This is a genomic window from Desulfobacter curvatus DSM 3379 (assembly GCF_000373985.1).
Lineage (GTDB): Bacteria > Desulfobacterota > Desulfobacteria > Desulfobacterales > Desulfobacteraceae > Desulfobacter > Desulfobacter curvatus.
Genome location: NZ_KB893062.1, coordinates 1 through 21,131 on the forward strand (window position 1 = coordinate 1; position 21,131 = coordinate 21,131).

A 21,131-nucleotide genomic window follows, 5' to 3' on the forward strand; every position below is an offset into this window, starting at 1 on the left:
ACCGTCGCTAAACCAAACCCAAGAGCATTTGACACCCTCTGCGCACTTAATTCTTTCTGTTCCTCAAGATCATCTATAGTGCGGTCAAAATATTTTTTTAGGGCCACTATTGCTTTTTTCTCTTCTGGTGTAAGCGCTTTGCCTTGGGCCATGGCTCTGCTCCTTATTTTAGGTAAACTTCGGAGNGATTATACTATATGAAATTGATGAAAGTATCAAGTCATATGACCGGAACTATAGATATTTTAAAAGAACGTGGTTTTATCGACAACCAAACTCATGAGGAAGAATTGGAAGGTTACCTGACAAAGGAAAACAGGCATTGCTATATAGGCTTTGACCCCACTGCCGACAGCCTTCACGTGGGGCATCTGGTTCCAATCATGTCCCTTGCGCATATGCAGCGGAATGGGCACATCCCAATAGCCCTTGTCGGAGGGGATACAGGCCGTATAGGTGATCCTATCGGAAAAAATGAGATGCGGCAGATGATGACTTTAGATACCATTGAAAAAAACGTTCAAAGTATCAAAAAACAACTGTCGAGATTTCTTGATTTTGACGAAGGTAAGGCCATTCTGGCAAATAATGCCGATTGGCTTGCATCTCTTGAATATATTCCCTTTCTCAGGGATATTGGTCGGCATTTCAGTATAAATAAAATGATCAAAGCAGAAAGCTATCGCCACAGAATTGAATCCGAAGGTGGATTAAGTTTCATTGAGTTTAATTACATGCTGTTGCAGGCATTCGATTTTTAACACTTTTTGACGGGCATAACTGCATGCTTCAAATGGGGGGAAGTGATCAATGGGGAAATATACTTGCAGGTGTTGAACTGATTCGCAAAAGCAGACAAAAAACGGCATTTGGTATCACCTACAAATTGATTACCAAAAGTGACGGGAGCAAAATGGGAAAAACTGCTGGTAATGCTGTCTGGCTTGATCCTAAAAAAACATCGTCCTATGAATACTACCAATTTTGGATGAGTACAGATGACAGGGATGTGGAGCGTTTTCTATCACTTTTTACTTTTCTCCCTATGCCGGAAATCAAGCAGGTCAACAAATTGATTGATGCCGAATTAAATCAGGAAAAGAAATCCTGGCGTTTGAGAGCACTTGTCTGGCCCACGGCAGGGAAGCTGCCGTAAAAGCTCAAGCCTCTTCTTCTGCTGTTTTTGGGAATCGTATCATTTCTGAAAAGATTCTGCCTTCATCCAGCATCCCCAGGGAAAACAGCAATAAAAGCTCAATTGCACTACCTACAACCTGTGTGCCCTTCAAAAAGTTTGCGAAGGGAATTCCAGCCTATGAACTTTTCTTCCACACCGGGCTTACCAAATCTGGTGGGGAGGCAAGACGCCTGATTAATCAGGGTGGAGCATATATTAATGGAGAGACGATTGCAGCCTTTGATGTATTAGTTACTTCCGACCATCTTAAAGATGGAGAAATTATTTTAAGGGCAGGCAAAAAAAGGTTCCATAGAATTCAGATAGAAAAATAATAACGCCAGAAACAGAAAGGATCAGTCCTCAAAAAAGCGCTGACTTAAGCTGGGTGAAAGATTGAGGGCCAGGATGTTTCCGTGCACCTGCGTGGTCTTCACCCGAGCACCCTGAGGGGAAAAAATGAAAAAACTGGGAATCCCATACGGAAAAACAGCTATCGGACTCTGCGGCGGTGCCCATTTACCATGATGCCGGCATAACACATCAGGCCGGTGCTGATGGGGCTAAACGGGCATAATGCCCGGTAACCCAGCACGGATATATCCCGGGCATATGGCCAGGGCATCAGGGTCAGCCCGGCCAGGATGAAACAGGCCAAGGTGGCAACCTTCAATAATAGCGGATCCATTTTATATTTTTCCACGATATACTCCTTTCATAAACGGTCAAGACCTGCACCTCGGATTCCCTTCTGAAATGGACTTTTCATCCCCGGGCTCCTGGCGGCCAAACTGGTTGCACGGAAATCCCAGGATGATCAGGCCGTTGTCCTTATATTCCCGGTAGAGCGATTCCAGCGGTCAGGCCGCATTTACTGGCTGTATTAACCACAAGCCCCGCTTTTCCCCGGTAAACATCCATACTGACCGCTTTGCCCTACAGGCTGTCAGCCGAAAAAGCATAGAAGTCTTTATTTATTTTAAATTCCATCAGTTAGACGTTTTTATGAAGTGGTCCGGGGACGCAGGCATAAAGCATTGCCCCCCCCCCCGGATGTTTTCTTTATATTGTCAGGGGCACCCCTTATTGGTCCGAGTCACGCGTCTTTTGTCCCGGAAACTTTTTGGGGATCTGCCCATTGCGTAATATTGTTGCCGAAATGAACGTAAAGGCCGTCACTGTCATCCACCGGGATCCAGTATGAATCCACAATGCCAAGGGTGTCATTGTGGACTACATCTCTTTGGGCTTTGCCTTGCTTGCGCATCACCGGGGCTTTGCACCCCTTGCACATCCGGCCTGTCCCGTTCAGGGAGAAGCAGTTGATGCCGGGTTCTATCCCAAGGTCCTGGGCCACTTTGTTCACGGCAACGATCTCATGTTTTTGGTTCAGCAGAAGGACCAATTCCGGATAGTTGCCCCACATCTGCCTAAAAGCGTGGATAACGTGTGTGTTCTGTTCTGCCATTTTGATTCTCCATTACTTAAAAATTGATAAATTATCATTTCGGGTATATTATACCATATAATGAAAGCATGATAGCAGAATGGTTCTCTACAGTCTTTCATTATTGGCTACAATTATTATCGAATCGGGTAAATTATTATGTACTGGAGCATGACACTGGATCTTAAGGAATCTTTAGGGTGGCATTCCCATGAAGTATATGAGTTGCTGTACTGCCGAAAAGGGCGGGGACATATCATTTTTGACAATCAGGATATTTCATTTCAAGGCGGCCGCTTCATTCTCATCCTGCCGGAAAGCAGGCATCGATTCCTTTTCGGACAGGATGAGTCGGCGGATTTAAAAATTCTGTGCCTTACGGCTGCGGATGCTGCCATTCATCTTTCCTCCTCATTATCAAACTGGCTCCAAAATATTAAAAAGACCCCGGCGGTTTTTTCCGACCATGAAGAAAACAGTGAGTTTTCAGCTCTTTTTGACAAGATCCCGGACGCTCTCGGGGAGACAGAAAAAAAGGACCTTGATATTATCTGGGGCAGAATCGGTCTTATCCTGGCCATTCATTTCAAAAACCAGGGAGCAGGCGACATGGACAGCCAGGGACGTCATGGAGACACGGTGGATCGTATCTGCAACTGGATAGACGACAATCTGACAGAACAACTCACCCTTGATATAATCGCATCCGAGTTCGGCATGTCCAGAAGCTTGCTTACCAGGGAATTTAGAAAATTCACAAGCATCAGTATTGTTGAATATATGAACATGCGAAGGCTGCAGACGGCGGGTGCCATACTTTCGAAAACAGGGAAAAGCATTACGGAAGCCGCCTTGGAAAGCGGATTCTCAAGTATCGGGAACTTCTATCAAAAATTTAAAGCGTTATATGGTGTAACGCCGTCGGAATTTAAAAAACAGCTTGATCTTCAAAGATAGATGGGTGCTTTCATATTTGGTAGAAATATTTGACCAGCCACCAATGGTATCAAACCAATCTCTATAAAGAGAGTACTATTATGTGTATCGCCCGGTTTTCAATTCCTAACGATTCGATTTTTCCTGGGGAGTTCAATGATGGTATAAAAGCGGACTGTCAATGATCTCAGAAAGGCGAGAAATGGCAGAATTAAGGCTCGGTACTCTTATTTCCCGGCCTGAATTATTCCGAGCCGTTACAGCTACTCAAAGCGGGTGTAAATGGGAATAAAAATTATATTATCTAAACGTTGTCTTTCAAATACAATGGGCGACATCACATATCCGGTTTTAATATCCGGATGCTCCTGCATAAAAAGATGAAGACTTTTCAATTTTCCCTTAGGCCGCTTTTCACCTCTACGGGAAATATATTGCCATCATGGACGTATAAATAGTCGACTTCTGCAAAGCAAAAATAAATCCCTTGACGGAATAAACCCGGCAAGGGATTTGATCAGATGAATGATTTAATGCGGGCTTCCAAAGCCTCCTTAGGCAAAGCCCCTGTGACCTGATCGACCAGACGGCCGTCTTTCACGAAAAGCATGGTAGGAATGCTTTGAATGCGGTATTTTGATCCGGTTCCCGGATTTTCGTCCACATTAACCTTGGCTATTTTAAGGCGCCCCTTATACGTTTTTGCCAGACTATCCATTATGGGCCCCACAGCCCGGCAGGGACCGCACCAGGGGGCCCAGCAATCCACCAGCACCGGCAGGGATGACTGCATGACCTCCCGGTCAAAATTGGCATCCGTAACGTTTACAGGGGCATCAAAAATTTCAAGCGGCAAGATTGTTCCGCACTTGCCGCACTTGGGGTTTTCCGAAATCCTGTTTTCAGGCACCCGGTTCTTTGCCCCGCATTTCGTACACCGAATAATCAATTGGTTCTCACCCATGTTTTTTATCCCTCTTTCTTGATGGTTTTATTCCAATTTCATAAAATTAAGATAATTTTCGAATTAAAACCTTCAAGGGCATGAAGGAGATGAAGCTTAATTTTTCGGTCTATATTCTTCATGCGCTTCATGTCCTTGATGGTGAAATAAAATATCCAATAGGGCCCGGAAACATCCTGCCGGTCAGGGCAGGTCTCCTCAGTGCCCGCAACGGCAATAGCTTGAAAGTCCCAAAATCTTGGCCGGGGCACTGATGGTCACCCCGAAAAACACAGCAGGTTTGCCGGAATTTAAAAAAGTGGTAATGGTGCCGTTCACAATGGTGGACCCGGTGGCAAATATCATGTCACACCAGTCAAGGGCTTCCTCGAAGTTTTCCCCGGATTCTATGGGCACACCAAACTTTTCGGTGCCCACGTTGTCCGGGTCAAGATCCAGTACCCGCATCGTGTTCTGTTTGGCAAGATATTCCAAAAATCTGGGCTGAAGTCCGACCAGAAGAATCTTTTTCCCTGAAAACTGCGGTTGCTCAATCAGATTCTTGGCGCACTCCACCGGTTCCTGATCCTTGCAATGTATTGTTTTTTCACAAAGATCTAAGGATCTATAAACCGCATTAAGCCCTGCAATGAAAATAGCCCGGTCACTGGTCTTTGTGTGGTCCAATTCAAGCAGGCCATTTACAGACAAAGAGATATCCGTATACTCGTCTGTGAACGACTGCCCCACAGCCCCATCAAATGTTGCCGCCATCATCACCTCTTTGCCTTTGACAATGGGGTAGTCATCATGTTCCGGTGTACCGATGGCCTCTTCTACGGACAAAGGTTTGCACTTGATGTCAATTCTTTTGTCTGCCAGATCGTGGCGGACGATTTCTGATTTTAAGGCCTCTTTTAGTTGAATGTAAATGTCGTCGATATTCATTTAATTTCCTTTATTCAATATATTACCGCTTATGACTGTTCCAGCTTTCAACCAGGTTTGCGGCTTCGTGCCCTGGGTCATCTGCCTCAGATATCGCAGATACAACAAAAAATCCGGCAACGCCTGTCCAGGCAAGCTCCGGTATGTCGGCAAGTTTGACGCCGCCGCCAACCACGACGGGAATTGAACTGAGTTGGGCAAGCGTTGTAATATCGTCAATGCTTCTTGTAATTCTTTTTCCGTCTATATCAAGTCCGCTGTCCGGCTTGGTCGTTGTTTCATGCAGGGGGCCTGCGCCAAAATAGTCGATCAGGCTGACATCGGCATTTTTTATGTATTCGAACAGTTCATGGGTTCTGGCGGACAAGCCCACAACAGCATCAGGACCTAAATATTCCCGGCAGACCTCCACAGGGATATCCGTTTGGCCCACATGGATGCCGTCAACTTGTATTCCTTGTTTTTTTGCTGCCAGCGCCACGTCAAGGCGGTCATTCACCAACAGGGTCACAATGTCGGATTTGCCGGCTTGAGCGATGACCTCGGCCGCCTGACCGGTTAATTCAATCAATTCCCTTGCAGATGCCGTTTTTGACCGGACCTGCACGCATGTAAAACCGGCGTTCACGGCATCCCGGATAATGGGCGTCACAGGCCGGCCTTTGGTATTCTCCGGTCCCACCACAAAATATGCTGAAATATCCAGTTTACTTCTCATGCGCATCCGTCCCTTGCAAAATACCATTCACCTTATCCACTTTGGACGTCATCATGTCCGTAAATCCAGGACGTACATCTGCCTTCAAAACAACCTCCGTACGAATGCCTTTTTCGGCCAGAACAAATGTTGCGTCCTTTACCACCTTCATCACGTCATCCCAAGGGCCTTCAATCTCCGTGAACATGGAATTGGTTCGATTTTTAAGACCTGATTCCCTGATGATTTTTATCACTTGCGCCACCTCATTGCTAAGCTCATCCCCGGTACCGCTGGGGGCTATGGCAACTGCAACCAATGTATTCATATATTAAACCTCCTCAATCTCAAATGGGTTATCTGCAATTTCCCTGGGTTTTGCTTTATACAGCTCATCCAGAAAGTGAACCTGAAAACTTGCCGGGGCATCTGTTTTTTCAGCTGCGCGGCAACCGGCCAGGTTGTAAACCGCCGAACCCGTCAACGCCGCGATAAACGCGGATGTTGCCGTTGCATAAACAGCCATGACGCCCCCTAAAGAACAGCCTGAGCCGGTGATTCTTTCCATAAAGTGCGAGCCGCCATAACAAATGGCTGCAACAGTTCCATCGGTAATCAAATCCTGCTTGCCCGAAACAGCCACAGCCCCGCCGGTCCATATAGCCAGTGCCACGGCGGCATCCTTGGCCGCACTTACCGGGTCCTGGGAATCCACACCCCGGACATTGGATGTTTTTGTACCCCCGGCCAGCCCCCATAACCCGGCCAGGGCAATAATTTCAGAGGCATTGCCACGGATGATACTGGGTTTACAGGGTTTAAAATCCAGCAACAGCCGGGTACGAAGCTCACCAATGCCGATGGCCACAGGATCCAAAACCCATGGTTTTCCACTGTGGTGCAGCGTTTTTGCCATGGCGGGCAACGTCTTTTCATAGACCGGTGAGAGGGTGCCCACGTTTATGTAGGCGGCACCACCGGCCTGGGCCAGGAATTGGGCTTCATCCGGTAAATAAACCATGGCTGCCGAACCACCCACGGCAAGTTGGGCATTGGCAACAAAATTGATGGTCACGGTGTTGGTAACTGATCCTGCCATGGGATTGGTCTGCTTTACGGTTTCAACGGCATGAATTATTCGGGCTTGAATATCCTTTTTAAGACTCATGTGATCATTACTCCTTTTGCTGGTATTTCCCGGATCAAGTCCAATGGTATAATTTCAGCCCTGCGGTCTATTCCGCGGTTTATATGAAAGTATCAATAAGTTGCTAAATTACTTTCATGTTTTGTTGTGGGTTGAGCCTGGGTGCTTATAAACCAGGTCGGCCCATGGCCGTTAGTCCGTTACCCACAGACAGGCACCCATTTATATTTCTGCATTTTTTAACTTTTTTTGTCTTTCCTGTCACTTCTTTTTCACATGTAAACATCTCCAGGATATAAACCGGGTATAAAATAATTTGCCAGGCAATTGATCTTCTGATCAGCCGAACAGCTTTGGTAAACACGACATGCGCCGAATAGTGTGGGAGGATCTTAAGTGAAGAGGCGCCCTATCCGGATTATCTTTGATATGAAAGCAGGAAAACACCGGCAAAAATCAATGCAACACCAATCAAACCGGATAAGGTAATTCGTTGATCTTTAAATAATAAAAATGCCATCAATGTTATGACAATAATTTGTCCCGATTTGATGGCGGATGCATAGCCGGCATTCGGCGCCAACCGAAGCGCTTCAACATCGCACAAATTTCCAATAAATGCGAAAACAGATGCCAACAACAAGAAAAGTAAGGCAGTACAATTTATATTTAAAGGCGTTCCGGTCGTAACATTGTAAATCAGATAAGCCGGGGTGGTAAATGCAAATAAATATAAGAGGATAACAGAAGTTGGCAAATCATAAGTTAATTTCTTGAGACTCAGCGCCATACAAGCGAAGCTTATCATGCCAACCAACGCAAATATGAACCAACTTTGCTTTTCGAACATTTATTTTCACCTATAAAATAACGTTCTGTTTTACCGGGCGAGCGGCGCATCACAAAAACCACCGACAACAAATATACACAATTCTTAAAGCATATTATATAGATAGCTTCTTACCGATCCTCGGTCGTCTCTCCAAGAGCTATATCAACAACAGCTGCAGTCGGGATCTTTTTAGGTACTTTGGAGCACCCAGCCAGTGACTCTTCTGTATTGAGCAGAACAATTTCCAGTGATACGGATTCCCACACGATATCCGGGAATCTCAAAACTTAAATGGGTCATTATTCATATCTGTATCCAAAGACTCCAATAAAAAAAAATGTCAGAGCGCATAGAACTATACTGAACTAAAGATCGTGTATCAACTTTGTTAAATTGTGTAAAGAAAATATACTTTTCAGAACCCAAGACTATTTAATTTTGATCCTTATGCTGCTTTTCCCCCATCCACCCTGGACAAACATAAACTAACCGGTTATTTTAAACGGATGGTTAAATTTTTTCAAATTCTGATACAAAAAAATTTTAGGCAAAAAGGAATCAGCAATGGCGGATGCCGGCATCAGAGCGCATAAAAAAGACCAGTCTGTGCGCAAAATTTTAAATGCAGCGTTACTGGTTTTTGCCACCCGTGGATATAACGGCGCCCGGGTTGATGCCATTGCCCGCAAAGCCGGGGTAAACAAGGCCATGATTTATTACCGGATCGGAAATAAACTGGCCCTGTACCAGGCGGTTATCCATGACATCTACCAGGACCGGGCAGCACAGCTCCACAAGGACATCCAGTCCAAAGCCACGCCCGAAGACAAATTAACAACTTATATCGCCAGCGTTGCCGCCATCATGGATGCCCATCCCCATTTCACCCGGATCATGATACGGGAGATGGTGTCCGGGTGGGCCAATTTCGGCCCGGCTATTTTTGAAGAGGTGAGTGTGACCGTCAGGATTGTCCAGGCAATACTTGACGAAGGTGTGGAAAAAGGCGTTTTTGTACAAACAAATCCCCTTGCCGTTCATACTATGATCATTGGTTCGCTTATTCTGAATCATCTAACCCAGCCGGTGAGAAATGAAATCATGGCGGCCCTGGACCCATCAGAAACCCCAGCTGATATCAGTGGTTTTAACCAGCTTGTCCCCCAGGTGCAACACCTGGTGATTGCTGCCCTGCGTCCCGAAGCTGATAGCCGTGAAACATGAGGAAAATAAGAAGAGACTAAACATGAAGAAGACCATAATTACAACCCGGTCAATGTTTTTACTTATATCCGCTACCCTGACGCTGTCATGCCTGACGGGAACATGCCCGGCCCAGGAGCAGCTGACCGTGGACCGGGCGGTGCAGATTGCCCTTGAAAACAGCCTGCAGCGGCGCATGGCGGCAAAGGATGTTGAAATTGCCGATGAGGGGCTTGCCCGGGCCCAGGCCGAGTTTGGCCCCACTTTGACGCTTCAAGGAGGCCTTTACAGGTATAATGACACACCCACTATTGTGCAGACAAACCAGGGCCTGGCAAAGCTGAACAATGCCCTGTCGGACATGACTTATGGCAAGGTGCCGGAAACAAGCGTGCCCAGTGACCGCCGCACCTATTACGGCGGAGGGATCAAGGTGACCCAGCCTTTGTATACGGGCAATAAACTGACCGCCACCCGCCGCCTGGCCCAGGCCAACCTGGAAAATGCCCGGAAAAATCTGAATGCCTCGGACAATGATCTGGCGTTGTCTGCCAGAAAAGCATTTTACACCGTGATCCTGAGCCGGCAGATGGCCGGGGCCCTGGACGAGGCAGTGGAGAGCATGACCGGGCACGTCCGGGAGGCAACCGCCTTTCATGATCAAAAAATTGTTCCCAAACTGGATCTTTTGCGGGCTAAGGAAAAACTGGCGGATTTAAGGCAGCAGCAGTTATATGCCCATAATAATGTGGATCTTGCCCAGACCTCCTTGAACTATGTGCTCGGCGTGGACATGGATACCCGCTACACCTATGATGATACCCACCAGACCCTGCCCATGCCCCGGGATCTTAAGGCCTGTATTGAAACCGGTGAGGGGAACCGGCCTGAGATCGGCGCTGTCGATGCACAGATCCGGATGGCAAAAGAGCAGATCGCCATTGCCCAAAGTGGCCATCTGCCCACCCTGGCTCTGGTGGGGGCAGCCCACCGTTACGAACCTGAAAACGAGGATCCTTCCGCCCAGATCGGCATCGTGGCCAGCATTGATCTGTTTGACAGCGGCCGTACCAGCCATAAAAAAGCCCAGGCCGCCCGGGGGCTTGAAAAGGCCCGGACCGCAAAAAAGCAGATATTCAGGGGCATTCGCCTGGAGGTGGAGAAAGCATACCACGATGCCCAGGCCGCTTTTGAATCCATTGACGTGGCCGAAAAATCCCTGGATACGGCCCAAGAGGCCCTGGATGCCGCCCGGACCCGTTACCGGGTGGGGTTAAGCACCTCTTTGGAACGGCTGGATGCCGAAGTGTCCCTGACCCGGGCAAAAACCAATCATATTCACGCCTTAAGTATGTATAACATTGCGGTTGCGGAACTGGAACGCGCCATGGGAAAGGAGTAACCCCTGATGAAACAAGGCAGAAAAAACTTTTTTTTAACGGCGTTGGTCTTTTGTGTGCTATTCGTACTGACCGCATCCGGGTGTAACAATTCTCCGGACCAAGAAGGCAAACAGGCCTCGACCGAACCAGCACCCCTTGTCACCAGCATGACCATTTCCCCCCAAAATACCCGGCCGGCGCATCTGTTTTCAGGTGAGGTCCGGGGACGGTACGAGGCCGCATTAGGATTCCGGGTCCCGGGCAAAATCATTGCCCGCCATGTGGAAACCGGCACCCGGGTCAAGGCAGGCGATCTGCTCATGCAGGTGGACCCCAAGGATATCCAAGAAGCGGTGACGGCGGCCAAAGCCCAGGTGGATGCGGCCACAAGCCAGTATAATCTGGCTGCAGACCTGCTCAACCGCTTTAACGCCCTTTATGAACAGGATTACATGAGCAAGGCTGAGATTGACCGTTACCAGAACAGCGCAGACTCGGCCAGGGCGGTATTAAAGCAGGCCCGGGCCCAGTTTACCCAGGCGAAAAACCAGCTCGACTATTGTAATCTCAAGGCTGACGATGATGGTGTGGTCCTGGATATCCGGGCCGAAACCGGTCAGGTGGTGGCAGCAGGCATGCCTGTGGTCATCATGGCCAAAGGAGACCAGCGGGAGGTTGAAATCTTTGTGCCCGAGAACCAGGTGGCACAATTCAGCCCGGACGCCCCTTTCCACGTCAGTTTCTGGGCGCTTCCCGGCCTGACGGTGCAGGGATATGTCCGGTATGTGTCGCCTGTGGCAGATCCCATTACCCGGACCTACAAGACCCGCATCACCCTTATCAACCCCCCGGACACTGTTCGGCTGGGCATGACGGCCTCTGCGGTCAGTGCCACACCTGAGGCCGGCAGCAGCCGGATTTTTATCCCGCTGTCCGCTGTTTATCAGGCCGGCGATGCGCCCATGGTATGGGTAGTTGAAGATCACAAGGCCAGGCTGCAACAAATCAAGCTGGGTAAAGCCGGGCACGGCGAAGAGATCCAGGTCATTGAAGGTCTGTCCCCGGGCGATGAAATTATCACCACCGGCGTACACAAGCTTTCGGAAGGCCAGCAGGTCCGGACCCAACTCCCAGGCAAAGAGCGATAGAAATGAAACACTTCAATCTAACCCAATGGTCCTTGAACCACCGGCAGCTTATCTGGTTCTGTATTGTTTTAACGGCGTTGGCCGGCGTCTATGCCTACCAGGGCATGGGACGTATGGAAGACCCCAATTTTACCATACGCAAGATGATAATCGGCGTGGGCTGGCCCGGTGCGTCGGCAACCGAGGTGGAACAGCAGGTTACGGATAAAATTGAAAAGGAACTGCAGGATATCCCGGGTCTGGATTACCTTGAAAGCTATTCCAAGCCCCAGCAAGCGGTCATCTATGTCAACATCAAGGACACCGTGCATGCCGGCGACATCCGGCCCACCTGGCTTGAGGTGCGCAACACGGTCAACAACATGAAGGATGACCTGCCCCAAGGCATTTTAGGCCCCTATTTCAACGACCGGTTTGATGATGTTTACGGCAATATTTATGCCCTGACCTCAGACGGGTTTTCCTACGAACAGATGCGGGAAAAGGCCGAAGATATCCGCCAGGACCTTCTGAGGATCAAAAGCGTTAGAAAGGTGACACTGGAAGGGGTTCAGCCGGAAAAAATATATATTGAAATGGACAGCAAAAAATTGGCCCGCATGGGTATTGACCCCCGGCTTGTGGCCGCGGTCATCAAAAAGCAGAACACCGTGACCCCGTCGGGCATGCTGGAAACCTCGACAGATAATGTGTTTATCCGGGTTACAGGCCTTTTTGACAACGTTGCAGCCCTGCGGAAACTGCCCATCAGGGTGCTGGAGCGCACCTTCCGGCTGGGGGATATTGCCACGATCCGGCGGACCTATGCAGACCCCAGCGAACCCAAGATGTATTACAACGGGAAACCTGCCATCGGCATTGCCGTTTCCATGGAAGATGGGGACAATATTCTCAAACTGGGACAAGACCTTGAAGCGGCCGTTACACGAATCAAACAAAACATGCCCCTGGGGTTTGACATTCACCAGGTGGCTAACCAGCCCATGGTGGTCAAGGACGCCATTGACGAATTTATCAAAACCCTGGCCGAGGCCATTGCCATTATTATCGTGATCAGCCTTTTAAGCCTTGGCCTTCGTTCGGGTATGGTGGTGGCGCTTTGTATTCCTTTAGTGGTTGCCGCCACCTTTCTTTCCTTGAAAATGGCCGGCATTGACCTGCACCGGGTCTCTTTAGGCGCACTGATTATTTCTTTAGGTCTTCTGGTGGACGATGCCATGATCTCCGTGGAGATGATGGTGGTGAAACTGGAACAGGGATGGGATAAGGTAAAGGCCGCCTGCTTTGCCTACACCGTTACGGCCTTTCCCATGCTCACCGGGACCCTTACCACCTGTACCGGATTTATTCCTATTGGTTTTGCAAATGGCGTTTCTTCGGAGTACTGCAGGACCATTTTCCCGGTCATCGGCCTGGCCCTGATCATTTCATGGGTGGTGTCAGTCATGGTAACCCCGCTGTTCGGGACGTATCTGATCAAGGCCAATCCCACAAAGGAAGGAGAAAAGGAAAGAGACATTTATAATAAAGTCTTTTACCGGGTATTCAGGCGGATTCTGGTCTGGTGCCTGCGGTTCAGGTATGTGGTGCTGATTTTCACTGCCGCAGGTTTTGTTTTTGCCCTATACAGTTTTAAATATGTCAGGGAAGAGTTTTTCCCGGGCTCTGTGCGTCCGGAGCTGGTGGTGGATTTGACTTTGCCAGAAGGGGCCTCTATCCAGGCCACGGATAAGCAGGCCAAGGCCTTTATGAACGCCATTTCCAGCAACCCGAACATTGACCATTTTGCCTGTTATATGGGCTTTGGCGGACCACGTTTTCTATTGACCTTTGACCCGGTCATGCCCCAGTCGAACTTTGTCCAGCTTATCATCGTAGCCAAGGGACTGGATGAACGGAAACAGCTTGAGAACCAAATTCAGGAACTTCTGGACAATTCCTTTCCCAATGTCCGGGGCTATATCAAGACCCTCCAGATGGGTCCGCCGGAGCCCTATCCTGTGATGCTGCGCGTATCAGGACGTAACTATGAAAAGGTGCGAAAACTTGCGGACAAAGTCAAAGACGTGATGGCCGCAGACCCGAATTTAAAAGCGATCAATTTTAACTGGTATGAAAAGACCAAAAAGCTTCAATTACGTGTGGACCAGGACAAGGCCAGGATGCTTGGGGTCGCAAGTTCCGATCTGGCACTGGCCATTCAGTCCCAGCTCTCGGGCATCCCGGTCAGTGAATTCAGGGAAAAGGATAAAACCGTTGATATCGTATTACGCCTGTCCGCAGGCGACCGGCAGGCTTTAGATGATATCCGGACACTTCCCATCCATGTGGGCCAGGGCAGAACCATTCCCCTGGAGCAGATTGCCGACATCCGTTTCGGCATGGAAGAGGGCCTGATATGGCGCCGCAACCTGTTGCCCACCATTACGGTGCAGGCAGACACGGTGGCCGGCGTCACCGGCAACGATGCCAGCCAAAAAGTGTATGACGCCCTGAAATCTGTTCGGGAGGACCTTCCTGAAGGCTATGCCATTGATATCGGCGGCCTTGCAGAGCAAAGCAAAAAAGCCACGGGCTATATTCTGGAGATGATACCGGCAATGTCCATGATTATTGTGATTCTTTTGATGATTCAATTGCAAAATATCCCAAACATGATCCTGACACTTTTGACAGCACCTCTGGGACTGATGGGCGTGATTGCATCCCTTCTGATTTTTGACATGCCCATGGGCTTTCTATCCCAGCTGGGCATCTTTGCCCTGTCAGGCATTATTATCCGCAATTCGGTGATCCTCATGGACCAGATCGAACGCCAGGTGGTTGCCGGAGAGAGCCGGTACCATGCCATTATCAGGGCTACGGTGTTCCGGTTCAGGCCCATTATGCTCACAGCAGCATCCACCATCCTGGGTATGGTGCCCCTGGCCGTAGACAAATTCTGGGCTCCCATGGCCATAAGCATTGGTGGTGGACTTTTGGGTGCCACGATCCTGACATTATTCGTTTTGCCCTGCATGGTGGCGGCCTGGTATCGGGTGAAAGAAGCGTAGGAGAGGTCTTAAAACGCAAAATTAAACCACAAAAGGTTCTTGGAAAAAATTGGTGGGAAGGTCCCGGGGCATTTGAAAAACGTCCCCTTTTACCGGATCGCCGGCCTGGCCGAAAAACCGCAGATGCCCCTTTTCCATAACAAGTATCCGGTCGCCAAGTTCCCGGGCCTCGTGCAGGTCGTGGGTCACAAATAAGGTGGTCAGGCCGAACTGCTGTTGAACCCGTTTGAATTGTTCCCGCAGATACCGGGCTGTCCTGTAATCCAGGTGGGACAAGGGCTCGTCCAGCAGCAAAAGGTCCGGTTTGCTCGCCATGGCCCTGGCCATGGCAACCCGCTGTTTTTCTCCGCCGCTGATCTGCCCCGGGTAGCTTTTGGCCAGGTCTGTTATCCGGAACAGCCCAAGAAGGGTGTCAATTTCTTCCTGGACTTGATGTTTCTTCAGCCGCCGGGTCTGCATGGCGATTTTCAAATTCTGGAATACAGTCATGTGGGGGAAAAGATAGAGGTCCTGGAACAGATAGCCGATTTTACGGCGATGGGGCGGCAGGGTATGGACAGCCTTTCCCCCCAGCAAAATCTGTCCGGTATGGGGAGTAAACCCAGCCAGAACATTCAAAAGAGAGGATTTACCGGCACCGGAGGGTCCGATAAGCACCATCAATTCGCCTTTTTGAATCTCAAGCCGGTCAACACTGACAAACCGGGACTCAAGATTATCTACAATCAGATGGCTCATACGATAACTCCTGTCAGTAATTCATGGCTTTCTGGCGCACACCCAGCCATTTAAGCGCCATGAGCAGCACCACCCCAAGGCAGATCAGAAGCCAGGCACAGGTAACGGCCAGCTCAATCTCTCCGCTGGTCAAATTCAGGTAAACAGCAATGGGCAGGGTCTCGGTTCTCATCCGGGACGCCCCGGCCACCATCAAGGTCGCACCGAACTCCCCCAAGGTCCTGGCCCAGGCCAAAACGGCCCCGGCAAGAATGCCGCTGCGGGCCATGGGCAGGACAATGAAACAGAACACCCGGAGATCGGACAGCCCCAGCATGGCGCCGGCCTGTTCATATTTTTCGTCAATACCCTCAAAGGTGGCGCGCACGCTTCTGATAACAAGAGGCGTGGCAATGAAAGTCTGGGCCAGGACAGCTCCGGCCGGGGTAAACAGAAAATCAATGCCGATTTTTTGCAGCCACTGCCCGGCAATATTTGGCCCCAGCAAAAAGAGCAGGCCCATGCCGGTAACCAGCGGGGTCATGACCATGGGGATATCCAACAGTGAATCCACGATAAATTTGCCGGGAAAAGTCCGCCTTGCCATGAGATAGGCCACCGGAAGCCCAAGGACCATGGCGATCCCCACCGACGATACCGATGTCGTAAGACTCAATTTAAGTGCAAACCGGGCCTCTTGGATAAAAAGGATCCGGAAAAGATCGGTAATCCCCATCTGGACAGCCAGGGCATATAAAACCCCCAGAACTCCGAGACAACAAATAACAAGAATGCCGTAGAACAGACGGATCATTGGGGCAGGGCCACAAAACCGGACCTTGTGAAATAAGCGGTTCCCCGGGGGCCAGAAACAAATGCTTTGAACTGTTCTGCCAGGGTGGCATCTTTAGCGGTCTTCAGCACGGCAATGCCGATGATCTCCGGGGTGTAATATTTTGTGGGGATGTCAAACATATCCAGGGTATCCTGGTGCATAAAGGCATTGGCCCGGGCCACAATGGCGGCATCCACAGCCCCCTGCACCACATAAAGGGTAAGCTGATTAACCGTGGCGCCATAGACGGCCACATTATCCAGAAATTGTTTTTCAAGGCCTGCATTTTTAATTATATCCATGCTGGTCCGGCCCAGAGCCATAGCTTTGGGATCACCCATGGCCAGTTTGATGCCCGGTGCGGCCATATCTTCCAGGGTCTTAACAGCATGCCCCCCTTTCTTATTCACGGCGATCACCGGGGTGTGCAGGACCACCCGGCTGTCCGAAAGCACCAAGCCCCTTTCCTTGAGTTTATCGATATAAAAATAGGAACCCGGCATGAACAGATCCCCGCGCAGTACTGTCTGGTATTTGGCCATCTGCTTACCTGATCCACTATAGTCCACAACAACCTTGTGCCCGGTCTCTTGTTCAAATTGTGCAATGATTTTATCCGTGGGTTTTCTCAACCCGGCACCGGCATAAAGGAAAAGCTCATCTGCTCCGGCTTCAAGTATAAACAACAAAGAAATGCCAATGACCACCAGCCCCGGCAACAGTTTTTTCATCTTAAAATCTCCTACCCTAAATTAACAAACCTATGCTAAGGTTTATCAATGACAATTATACGCGTCAATACAATTTTAATTGATACAGGAATTATCGACCGGAAAGAAAAGGAAATCGGATGGTAAACAAGGCCCCGTTTGCCTGGCCCCTGTCTGGGGTAATGGTCCCGCCGTAATCCTTGATGATGCCGTAACCAATGGACAGGCCAAGGCCCGTGCCTTTGCCTGCCGCCTTGGTGGTGAAAAAGGGTTCAAATATTTTATCAGCGACATGGGGCAGGATGCCGGTGCCCGTATCTTCAATCTCAATGATCACCCATTTATCGGATACCCGTGTGGTCAAAAATATCTGTTTGGCAAGTTCAGGCGTCCGGTCTTTTTGTTCAAATTGCTCAAACCGTTCTTCAATGGCGTCCCTGGCATTGATCAGCAGGTTGATGAACACCTGTTCCAGGCAGTTTTCATCGGCCAATATCATGGGCAGAACATTATCCAAATTCTGCACCACCTCAATTTGCCGTAGCGAAAGCTGCTCTCTAAAGAGATCACAGGCCTTGACCAGGGCCCTGTTCACATTGGTTTCTTCCTTGGCGGCATCAGATTTTCTGCCGAATTCGCGCAGATGGTTAATGATTTTTTCTACCCGGTTCACCTGGCCGTCAATCTCCTCGGTCATGGTGGCCATGATCTCATCCGGAATCGGCTCATTGGCCTTGACCTTTCGCATGATATAGTTGGAAGCGCTCTTGATAACAGACAACGGCTGATTCAGTTCATGGGCAACACCGGTGGCCATCTCTCCCAAGGTAGCCATTTTGCCGGCCTGAATCAGCTGCTGCTCGGTAATGAGCTGTTCGGTGATATCCACAGAAATTTCCATCACCCTTTTGACCTTACCGTCAGCCCCGGTGATGGGTGCGGTTCTCAATGTCCAATAGCAAATTTGTCCGTTTTTTGTGACACCGCTTTGTTCGCTGTTATGGGGTTTGCCGTCCCGGAATGTCTCCAAGACAGGACAGTTGTCGCAGGGTTCGGACCTGTTTTTGTATGCGTAGTAGCATAAATCCCCCGATCCTGGGATGAAAGCGTTCCCCAAATTCCCTGTTGAACTGAACCAGTTCAAGGGCTTCATTCTGGACCGTAATCAGGCAGGGCACTGACTCAAACAGCCGCTGGTATTCCCTGCGCTGCTCATCAAGCACTTGCTCTTTGACCTTAATCTTCTTGGTAAGCTCACCTATCTCCCCGTAAGGAAGGCCTAACGCCCGGACCAATCGGTGGGCAAGGCTCTCTTTGAATTGTCTAAACAAGCTTGTTAAACTCAAGGACAAAGCAGGTACCTTTTTCAGAAGTGTCCGCCACCCGGATATCACCGCCGTGGCTTCGCATGATGCCGTATACGGTGGAAAGGCCCAAGCCCACCCCATGTCCCTCATCTTTGGTGGAGAAAAAGGGTTCGAATATATGGGGGAGAACCTTCTGGCTGATGCCTTTGCCCGAATCTTTCACATGGATAAAGACCTGTTGTTTGCCGGAATCAAACCCTGCGGTAAGCCACACCTGCCCCGGGCCGTCTATGGCATCCATGGCATTGAACATCAGGTTAATGAGGCACTGCTGGATCTGGTTGGCATCCGCCAGAATGTTCGGGATGCTATCTTCAATATCCACATGCAGTTGGATATTCTGGAGTTCGAATTTGTGATTGCTGATTTTTACGCACCGCTCTACCAGATCTTTGACCTGGACAGGACCGTAGGAAATGGGGGCTTTGCGTGAAAAGGTCAAAAGATTGGAAAGAATGTCCGAACACCGGCTGATTTCAGAGATGGCAATATCCAAAAAGCTTGAGAATTTGTCCTGTTTCTCTACTATCTGACCCTTGTCAAGCAGTTTGGCCATCAGCCTCAAATAATTAAGAATCCCGGACAAAGGGTTGTTGATCTCATGCACCACGCTGGCAGCAAGTTTACCCAAAGACATAATCTTGTCCTGGTGCAACGTCTTTTCCTGATCCGCCATCTCCCGTTCCATGCGGCGCATCTCGCGCAGATCCCTGACACAGAACAGCAAACCGTTGTCATCGCCGGCATCGGACATGACAGTGGCCGACACCCGGACCGGAATCTGATGCCCCTTGCCGGACTGCATCACGGCCTCTATCATATTGATCCGGTCCTTGCCCCCGTACCGCTCGCTTTTAAGGGCCTCAACAATCCGTTCATTTTCTCCGGCCGGCATCAGATCTTTCATCTTCTTTTTCCCCACCACCTGGGCTGCCGTGTACCCAAACATCTCCTGGGCTGCGGGGTTAATAATCCTGATGAACTCATCCATTCCGCAGGCAATGATGCCGTTCATGGAGCGGTTGATAATCTGCTCCTGGAATTTATACTTTTTCATCAAATAGCCGGTTTGGGAACAAAATCCCGGTTAATACTCAGTACCGGACAAAACGCCCCGCCCGCCACCTTAATGACCGTGGAACCGAGCACCGCTTTTTCCGGGTCCTTCTCCTTGGAATGGTGGGCCATGACAATCAGATCGGCATGACAAATTCTGGCAAACTTCAGGATCTCCACATGGGGGGCACCTTCCCAGGCGTCTATGGTATAGCCCACCACCCCGGCAAGCTTTGTTCCAAACAGGGACTTCATCTTTTCAACGGCCTCTTGAATTTGGGCTTCAATTTTTTCTGCAGATGGATATTCATCATTTTCCAGCAGGGGCATAGCATAAAAAATATGAAGTGAGGCGTTGTAAAACTTCGCAATTTCAAAGGCATAGTTAAAGGCGCAAAGGGCGGGCTCAGAAAAATCCATGGCCAGGACAATGTTCTGAAAGGCCATTCTAAGGCGGCCCCGGATCATTTCATAATCCTGGTGGATCTTCATCACCGTGGGAATGAGCAAATCCGGATCAAAGGGTTTGACCAGGTAATCCAGGGCACCTGTTTTCATGGCGCTCAACGCCGTATCAATGGTAGCATAGGCTGTCATCATAACCACGGCCATGGCCGGATAGTTTTGTTTTACCCGGGTCAAAAGGGTCACCCCGTCCATCTCCGGCATCTTGATATCCGTAAGCATGAGCTGGTATTGTTTTTTCCCAAGCATTTCAAGGGCTGCAGGGCCTGATTCCGCCATGTCTGCATAAAAGCCCTCTTCCTCCAGCCATTCCCTTAAGGAATCGCGCATGGACAGTTCATCATCAACAATGAGGATTGAAAAATTTTTCCGGTCCTGTTCCGACAACACCACGTCATCCACCGGGAAAATCGGCGGCACATCCGGGGGAACAATCATCACGGGGCATCTGGCCTTTAAACTCACCTTTTGCAGGGTGGAACCGGTCAGCCCCCAGATCCTGGGCTGGTTTTCCGCCACCCTGTGGGGACCCATGACAATGAGGTCCACATTTTTTTTCCGGGCAAACCGTAAAATTTCGTCCTGGGGAATGCCCGGCACCACCTGGACTTCGTAATTTTTAATTTTTGACAATTGGGGCGAGAAATAGTCTTCCAGCTCTTTTTTCACCTCTTCCACCTTGCCGCTGGGCAACAGGTACCGAATGGCGCTCCACCCCTCCTCGGGCAGGCCATAGGCGTGAAAGATAAACAGCTTCGACCGGCTGGGCCTTGCCAGGGCAAAGGATAAATTAGACGCACCCTTGCTTTCATCTGCAGGTGTTGTTGCCAGTAAAATTTTACTAAACATAACCATTCTCCTTTTACAAAAGCCTTGCGACAAGCTGTCGACTACAAATGGTAGCGGGTCAAGCAGTGGGTAAATCATTCACCGGGCAACTTTATAGCAGGACACAAATATTAGGTCCAAAACGAAAAAGATAGATTTAATCTTTACTTCACTATATCGAGTTGAAAAGATTTGTGTCAAGGGGATTTCCCCGGGTATCAGCCCATTTGACAGGTCATG

The 21,131-nt window shown here is 49.5% G+C and carries 24 protein-coding genes; 8 read left to right on the forward strand and 16 right to left on the reverse strand.

The window, feature by feature from the left end:
• Positions 1-197 precede the first annotated feature (197 nt).
• The 3 genes from tyrS (B147_RS33325) to B147_RS33525 all read left to right on the forward strand — a co-directional run bounded on the left by tyrS (B147_RS33325) (position 198) and on the right by B147_RS33525 (position 1,512).
• The gene (tyrS, locus tag B147_RS33325) at positions 198-761 is read left to right on the forward strand and encodes a tyrosine--tRNA ligase (protein WP_342662112.1); all 564 of its coding nucleotides are present in this window, start codon (positions 198-200) and stop codon (positions 759-761) included.
• Between the two features lie 23 nt (positions 762-784).
• Positions 785-1,156 (forward strand): tyrosine--tRNA ligase, encoded by a 372-nt coding sequence (gene tyrS, locus B147_RS33330; protein WP_342662113.1) that lies wholly within the window; start codon positions 785-787, stop codon positions 1,154-1,156.
• A gap of 122 nt (positions 1,157-1,278) precedes the next feature.
• The gene (locus tag B147_RS33525) at positions 1,279-1,512 is read left to right on the forward strand and encodes a hypothetical protein (RefSeq protein ID WP_425387029.1); all 234 of its coding nucleotides are present in this window, start codon (positions 1,279-1,281) and stop codon (positions 1,510-1,512) included.
• A 158-nt stretch (positions 1,513-1,670) separates the two neighbouring features.
• On the opposite strand, the gene B147_RS0113950 is transcribed toward B147_RS33525, so the two are convergent.
• From B147_RS0113950 to B147_RS28390, 3 genes are all read right to left on the reverse strand, one after another.
• A complete protein-coding gene (locus tag B147_RS0113950) occupies positions 1,671-1,880 on the reverse strand; it encodes a hypothetical protein (RefSeq protein WP_020587816.1) in 210 nt (69 codons plus the stop codon).
• A 22-nt stretch (positions 1,881-1,902) separates the two neighbouring features.
• Positions 1,903-2,034, reverse strand: coding sequence for a hypothetical protein (locus B147_RS33530; protein WP_425387030.1), 132 nt, complete (start codon positions 2,032-2,034; stop codon positions 1,903-1,905).
• Positions 2,035-2,273: 239 nt separating this feature from the next.
• A complete protein-coding gene (locus B147_RS28390; RefSeq protein WP_020587817.1) occupies positions 2,274-2,645 on the reverse strand; it encodes a hypothetical protein in 372 nt (123 codons plus the stop codon).
• Positions 2,646-2,783: 138 nt separating this feature from the next.
• On the opposite strand from B147_RS28390, the gene B147_RS0113960 reads away from it, so the two are divergent.
• Positions 2,784-3,581 (forward strand): AraC family transcriptional regulator, encoded by a 798-nt coding sequence (locus B147_RS0113960; protein WP_083927897.1) that lies wholly within the window; start codon positions 2,784-2,786, stop codon positions 3,579-3,581.
• A 496-nt stretch (positions 3,582-4,077) separates the two neighbouring features.
• On the opposite strand, the gene trxC is transcribed toward B147_RS0113960, so the two are convergent.
• The 6 genes from trxC to B147_RS0114000 all read right to left on the reverse strand — a co-directional run bounded on the left by trxC (position 4,078) and on the right by B147_RS0114000 (position 8,145).
• Positions 4,078-4,524, reverse strand: a complete 447-nt coding sequence (gene trxC, locus B147_RS0113970) for a thioredoxin TrxC (RefSeq protein ID WP_020587820.1) — start codon at positions 4,522-4,524, stop codon at positions 4,078-4,080.
• Positions 4,525-4,722: 198 nt separating this feature from the next.
• On the reverse strand, positions 4,723-5,451 hold the full coding sequence (locus B147_RS0113975; RefSeq protein WP_020587821.1) for a Rossmann-like domain-containing protein: 729 nt from the start codon (positions 5,449-5,451) through the stop codon (positions 4,723-4,725).
• 22 nt (positions 5,452-5,473) lie between these two features.
• Positions 5,474-6,169 (reverse strand): thiamine phosphate synthase, encoded by a 696-nt coding sequence (locus B147_RS0113980; protein WP_020587822.1) that lies wholly within the window; start codon positions 6,167-6,169, stop codon positions 5,474-5,476.
• Complete coding sequence (locus tag B147_RS0113985) at positions 6,159-6,476, reverse strand: MTH1187 family thiamine-binding protein (protein WP_020587823.1); 318 nt, start codon at positions 6,474-6,476, stop codon at positions 6,159-6,161. The genes B147_RS0113980 and B147_RS0113985 overlap by 11 nt, the downstream gene beginning before the upstream one ends.
• 3 nt (positions 6,477-6,479) lie before the next feature.
• Positions 6,480-7,316, reverse strand: a complete 837-nt coding sequence (thiM, locus tag B147_RS0113990) for a hydroxyethylthiazole kinase (RefSeq protein ID WP_020587824.1) — start codon at positions 7,314-7,316, stop codon at positions 6,480-6,482.
• Positions 7,317-7,713: 397 nt separating this feature from the next.
• Positions 7,714-8,145, reverse strand: a complete 432-nt coding sequence (locus tag B147_RS0114000) for an EamA family transporter (protein ID WP_020587826.1) — start codon at positions 8,143-8,145, stop codon at positions 7,714-7,716.
• 546 nt (positions 8,146-8,691) lie between these two features.
• Between B147_RS0114000 and B147_RS0114005 the strand changes: the two genes are divergently transcribed.
• Genes B147_RS0114005 through B147_RS0114020 form a run of 4 tightly spaced genes read left to right on the forward strand, consistent with a single transcriptional unit; the run spans position 8,692 to position 14,913 of the window.
• Complete coding sequence (locus B147_RS0114005) at positions 8,692-9,351, forward strand: TetR/AcrR family transcriptional regulator (RefSeq protein ID WP_020587827.1); 660 nt, start codon at positions 8,692-8,694, stop codon at positions 9,349-9,351.
• 22 nt (positions 9,352-9,373) lie between these two features.
• Positions 9,374-10,732 carry a TolC family protein gene (locus B147_RS0114010; RefSeq protein ID WP_020587828.1) on the forward strand — a complete coding sequence of 453 codons (1,359 nt, stop codon included), beginning with the start codon at positions 9,374-9,376 and terminating at the stop codon, positions 10,730-10,732.
• 6 nt (positions 10,733-10,738) lie between these two features.
• The gene (locus tag B147_RS0114015) at positions 10,739-11,860 is read left to right on the forward strand and encodes an efflux RND transporter periplasmic adaptor subunit (RefSeq protein WP_020587829.1); all 1,122 of its coding nucleotides are present in this window, start codon (positions 10,739-10,741) and stop codon (positions 11,858-11,860) included.
• Between the two features lie 2 nt (positions 11,861-11,862).
• On the forward strand, positions 11,863-14,913 hold the full coding sequence (locus tag B147_RS0114020; RefSeq protein ID WP_020587830.1) for an efflux RND transporter permease subunit: 3,051 nt from the start codon (positions 11,863-11,865) through the stop codon (positions 14,911-14,913).
• Positions 14,914-14,934: 21 nt separating this feature from the next.
• Here the strand turns inward: B147_RS0114020 and B147_RS28395 are convergent, their stop codons facing one another.
• From B147_RS28395 to B147_RS30310, 7 genes are all read right to left on the reverse strand, one after another.
• The gene (locus B147_RS28395) at positions 14,935-15,651 is read right to left on the reverse strand and encodes an ABC transporter ATP-binding protein (RefSeq protein WP_020587831.1); all 717 of its coding nucleotides are present in this window, start codon (positions 15,649-15,651) and stop codon (positions 14,935-14,937) included.
• Positions 15,652-15,664: 13 nt separating this feature from the next.
• Positions 15,665-16,444: an ABC transporter permease gene (locus tag B147_RS0114030; RefSeq protein ID WP_020587832.1), complete on the reverse strand. Its 780-nt coding sequence runs from the start codon at positions 16,442-16,444 to the stop codon at positions 15,665-15,667.
• Positions 16,441-17,196 carry a molybdate ABC transporter substrate-binding protein gene (gene modA / locus B147_RS0114035; RefSeq protein WP_020587833.1) on the reverse strand — a complete coding sequence of 252 codons (756 nt, stop codon included), beginning with the start codon at positions 17,194-17,196 and terminating at the stop codon, positions 16,441-16,443. The genes B147_RS0114030 and modA overlap by 4 nt, the downstream gene beginning before the upstream one ends.
• A gap of 91 nt (positions 17,197-17,287) precedes the next feature.
• Positions 17,288-18,205, reverse strand: coding sequence for a PAS domain-containing sensor histidine kinase (locus B147_RS0114040; protein WP_033397401.1), 918 nt, complete (start codon positions 18,203-18,205; stop codon positions 17,288-17,290).
• A complete protein-coding gene (locus tag B147_RS32160) occupies positions 18,174-18,506 on the reverse strand; it encodes a hypothetical protein (RefSeq protein ID WP_026259660.1) in 333 nt (110 codons plus the stop codon). Before B147_RS32160 ends, B147_RS0114040 begins: the two co-directional genes overlap by 32 nt.
• Positions 18,499-19,599 carry a two-component system sensor histidine kinase NtrB gene (locus B147_RS28400; RefSeq protein ID WP_020587834.1) on the reverse strand — a complete coding sequence of 367 codons (1,101 nt, stop codon included), beginning with the start codon at positions 19,597-19,599 and terminating at the stop codon, positions 18,499-18,501. The genes B147_RS32160 and B147_RS28400 overlap by 8 nt, the downstream gene beginning before the upstream one ends.
• Positions 19,599-20,912 (reverse strand): universal stress protein, encoded by a 1,314-nt coding sequence (locus B147_RS30310; RefSeq protein ID WP_020587835.1) that lies wholly within the window; start codon positions 20,910-20,912, stop codon positions 19,599-19,601. Before B147_RS30310 ends, B147_RS28400 begins: the two co-directional genes overlap by 1 nt.
• Positions 20,913-21,131 lie beyond the last annotated feature (219 nt).

Excerpts from the sequence above, each read along its gene's own strand:
- B147_RS0113975 (WP_020587821.1), bottom strand. The coding sequence starts at position 5,451 with ATGAATATCGACGACATTTACATTCAACTAAAAGAGGCCTTAAAATCA.
- B147_RS28390 (WP_020587817.1), bottom strand. The coding sequence starts at position 2,645 with ATGGCAGAACAGAACACACACGTTATCCACGCTTTTAGGCAGATGTGG.
- B147_RS0114015 (WP_020587829.1), top strand. The coding sequence starts at position 10,739 with ATGAAACAAGGCAGAAAAAACTTTTTTTTAACGGCGTTGGTCTTTTGT.
- tyrS (WP_342662112.1), top strand. The coding sequence starts at position 198 with ATGAAATTGATGAAAGTATCAAGTCATATGACCGGAACTATAGATATT.
- B147_RS28400 (WP_020587834.1), bottom strand. The coding sequence starts at position 19,599 with ATGAAAAAGTATAAATTCCAGGAGCAGATTATCAACCGCTCCATGAAC.
- B147_RS28395 (WP_020587831.1), bottom strand. The coding sequence starts at position 15,651 with ATGAGCCATCTGATTGTAGATAATCTTGAGTCCCGGTTTGTCAGTGTT.
- trxC (WP_020587820.1), bottom strand. The coding sequence starts at position 4,524 with ATGGGTGAGAACCAATTGATTATTCGGTGTACGAAATGCGGGGCAAAG.
- modA (WP_020587833.1), bottom strand. The coding sequence starts at position 17,196 with ATGAAAAAACTGTTGCCGGGGCTGGTGGTCATTGGCATTTCTTTGTTG.
- B147_RS0113985 (WP_020587823.1), bottom strand. The coding sequence starts at position 6,476 with ATGAATACATTGGTTGCAGTTGCCATAGCCCCCAGCGGTACCGGGGAT.
- B147_RS0113960 (WP_083927897.1), top strand. The coding sequence starts at position 2,784 with ATGTACTGGAGCATGACACTGGATCTTAAGGAATCTTTAGGGTGGCAT.
- B147_RS30310 (WP_020587835.1), bottom strand. The coding sequence starts at position 20,912 with ATGTTTAGTAAAATTTTACTGGCAACAACACCTGCAGATGAAAGCAAG.
- B147_RS0114030 (WP_020587832.1), bottom strand. The coding sequence starts at position 16,444 with ATGATCCGTCTGTTCTACGGCATTCTTGTTATTTGTTGTCTCGGAGTT.
- tyrS (WP_342662113.1), top strand. The coding sequence starts at position 785 with ATGCTTCAAATGGGGGGAAGTGATCAATGGGGAAATATACTTGCAGGT.
- B147_RS0114020 (WP_020587830.1), top strand. The coding sequence starts at position 11,863 with ATGAAACACTTCAATCTAACCCAATGGTCCTTGAACCACCGGCAGCTT.
- B147_RS0114000 (WP_020587826.1), bottom strand. The coding sequence starts at position 8,145 with ATGTTCGAAAAGCAAAGTTGGTTCATATTTGCGTTGGTTGGCATGATA.
- B147_RS0114010 (WP_020587828.1), top strand. The coding sequence starts at position 9,374 with ATGAAGAAGACCATAATTACAACCCGGTCAATGTTTTTACTTATATCC.
- B147_RS0114005 (WP_020587827.1), top strand. The coding sequence starts at position 8,692 with ATGGCGGATGCCGGCATCAGAGCGCATAAAAAAGACCAGTCTGTGCGC.
- B147_RS0113980 (WP_020587822.1), bottom strand. The coding sequence starts at position 6,169 with ATGAGAAGTAAACTGGATATTTCAGCATATTTTGTGGTGGGACCGGAG.
- thiM (WP_020587824.1), bottom strand. The coding sequence starts at position 7,316 with ATGAGTCTTAAAAAGGATATTCAAGCCCGAATAATTCATGCCGTTGAA.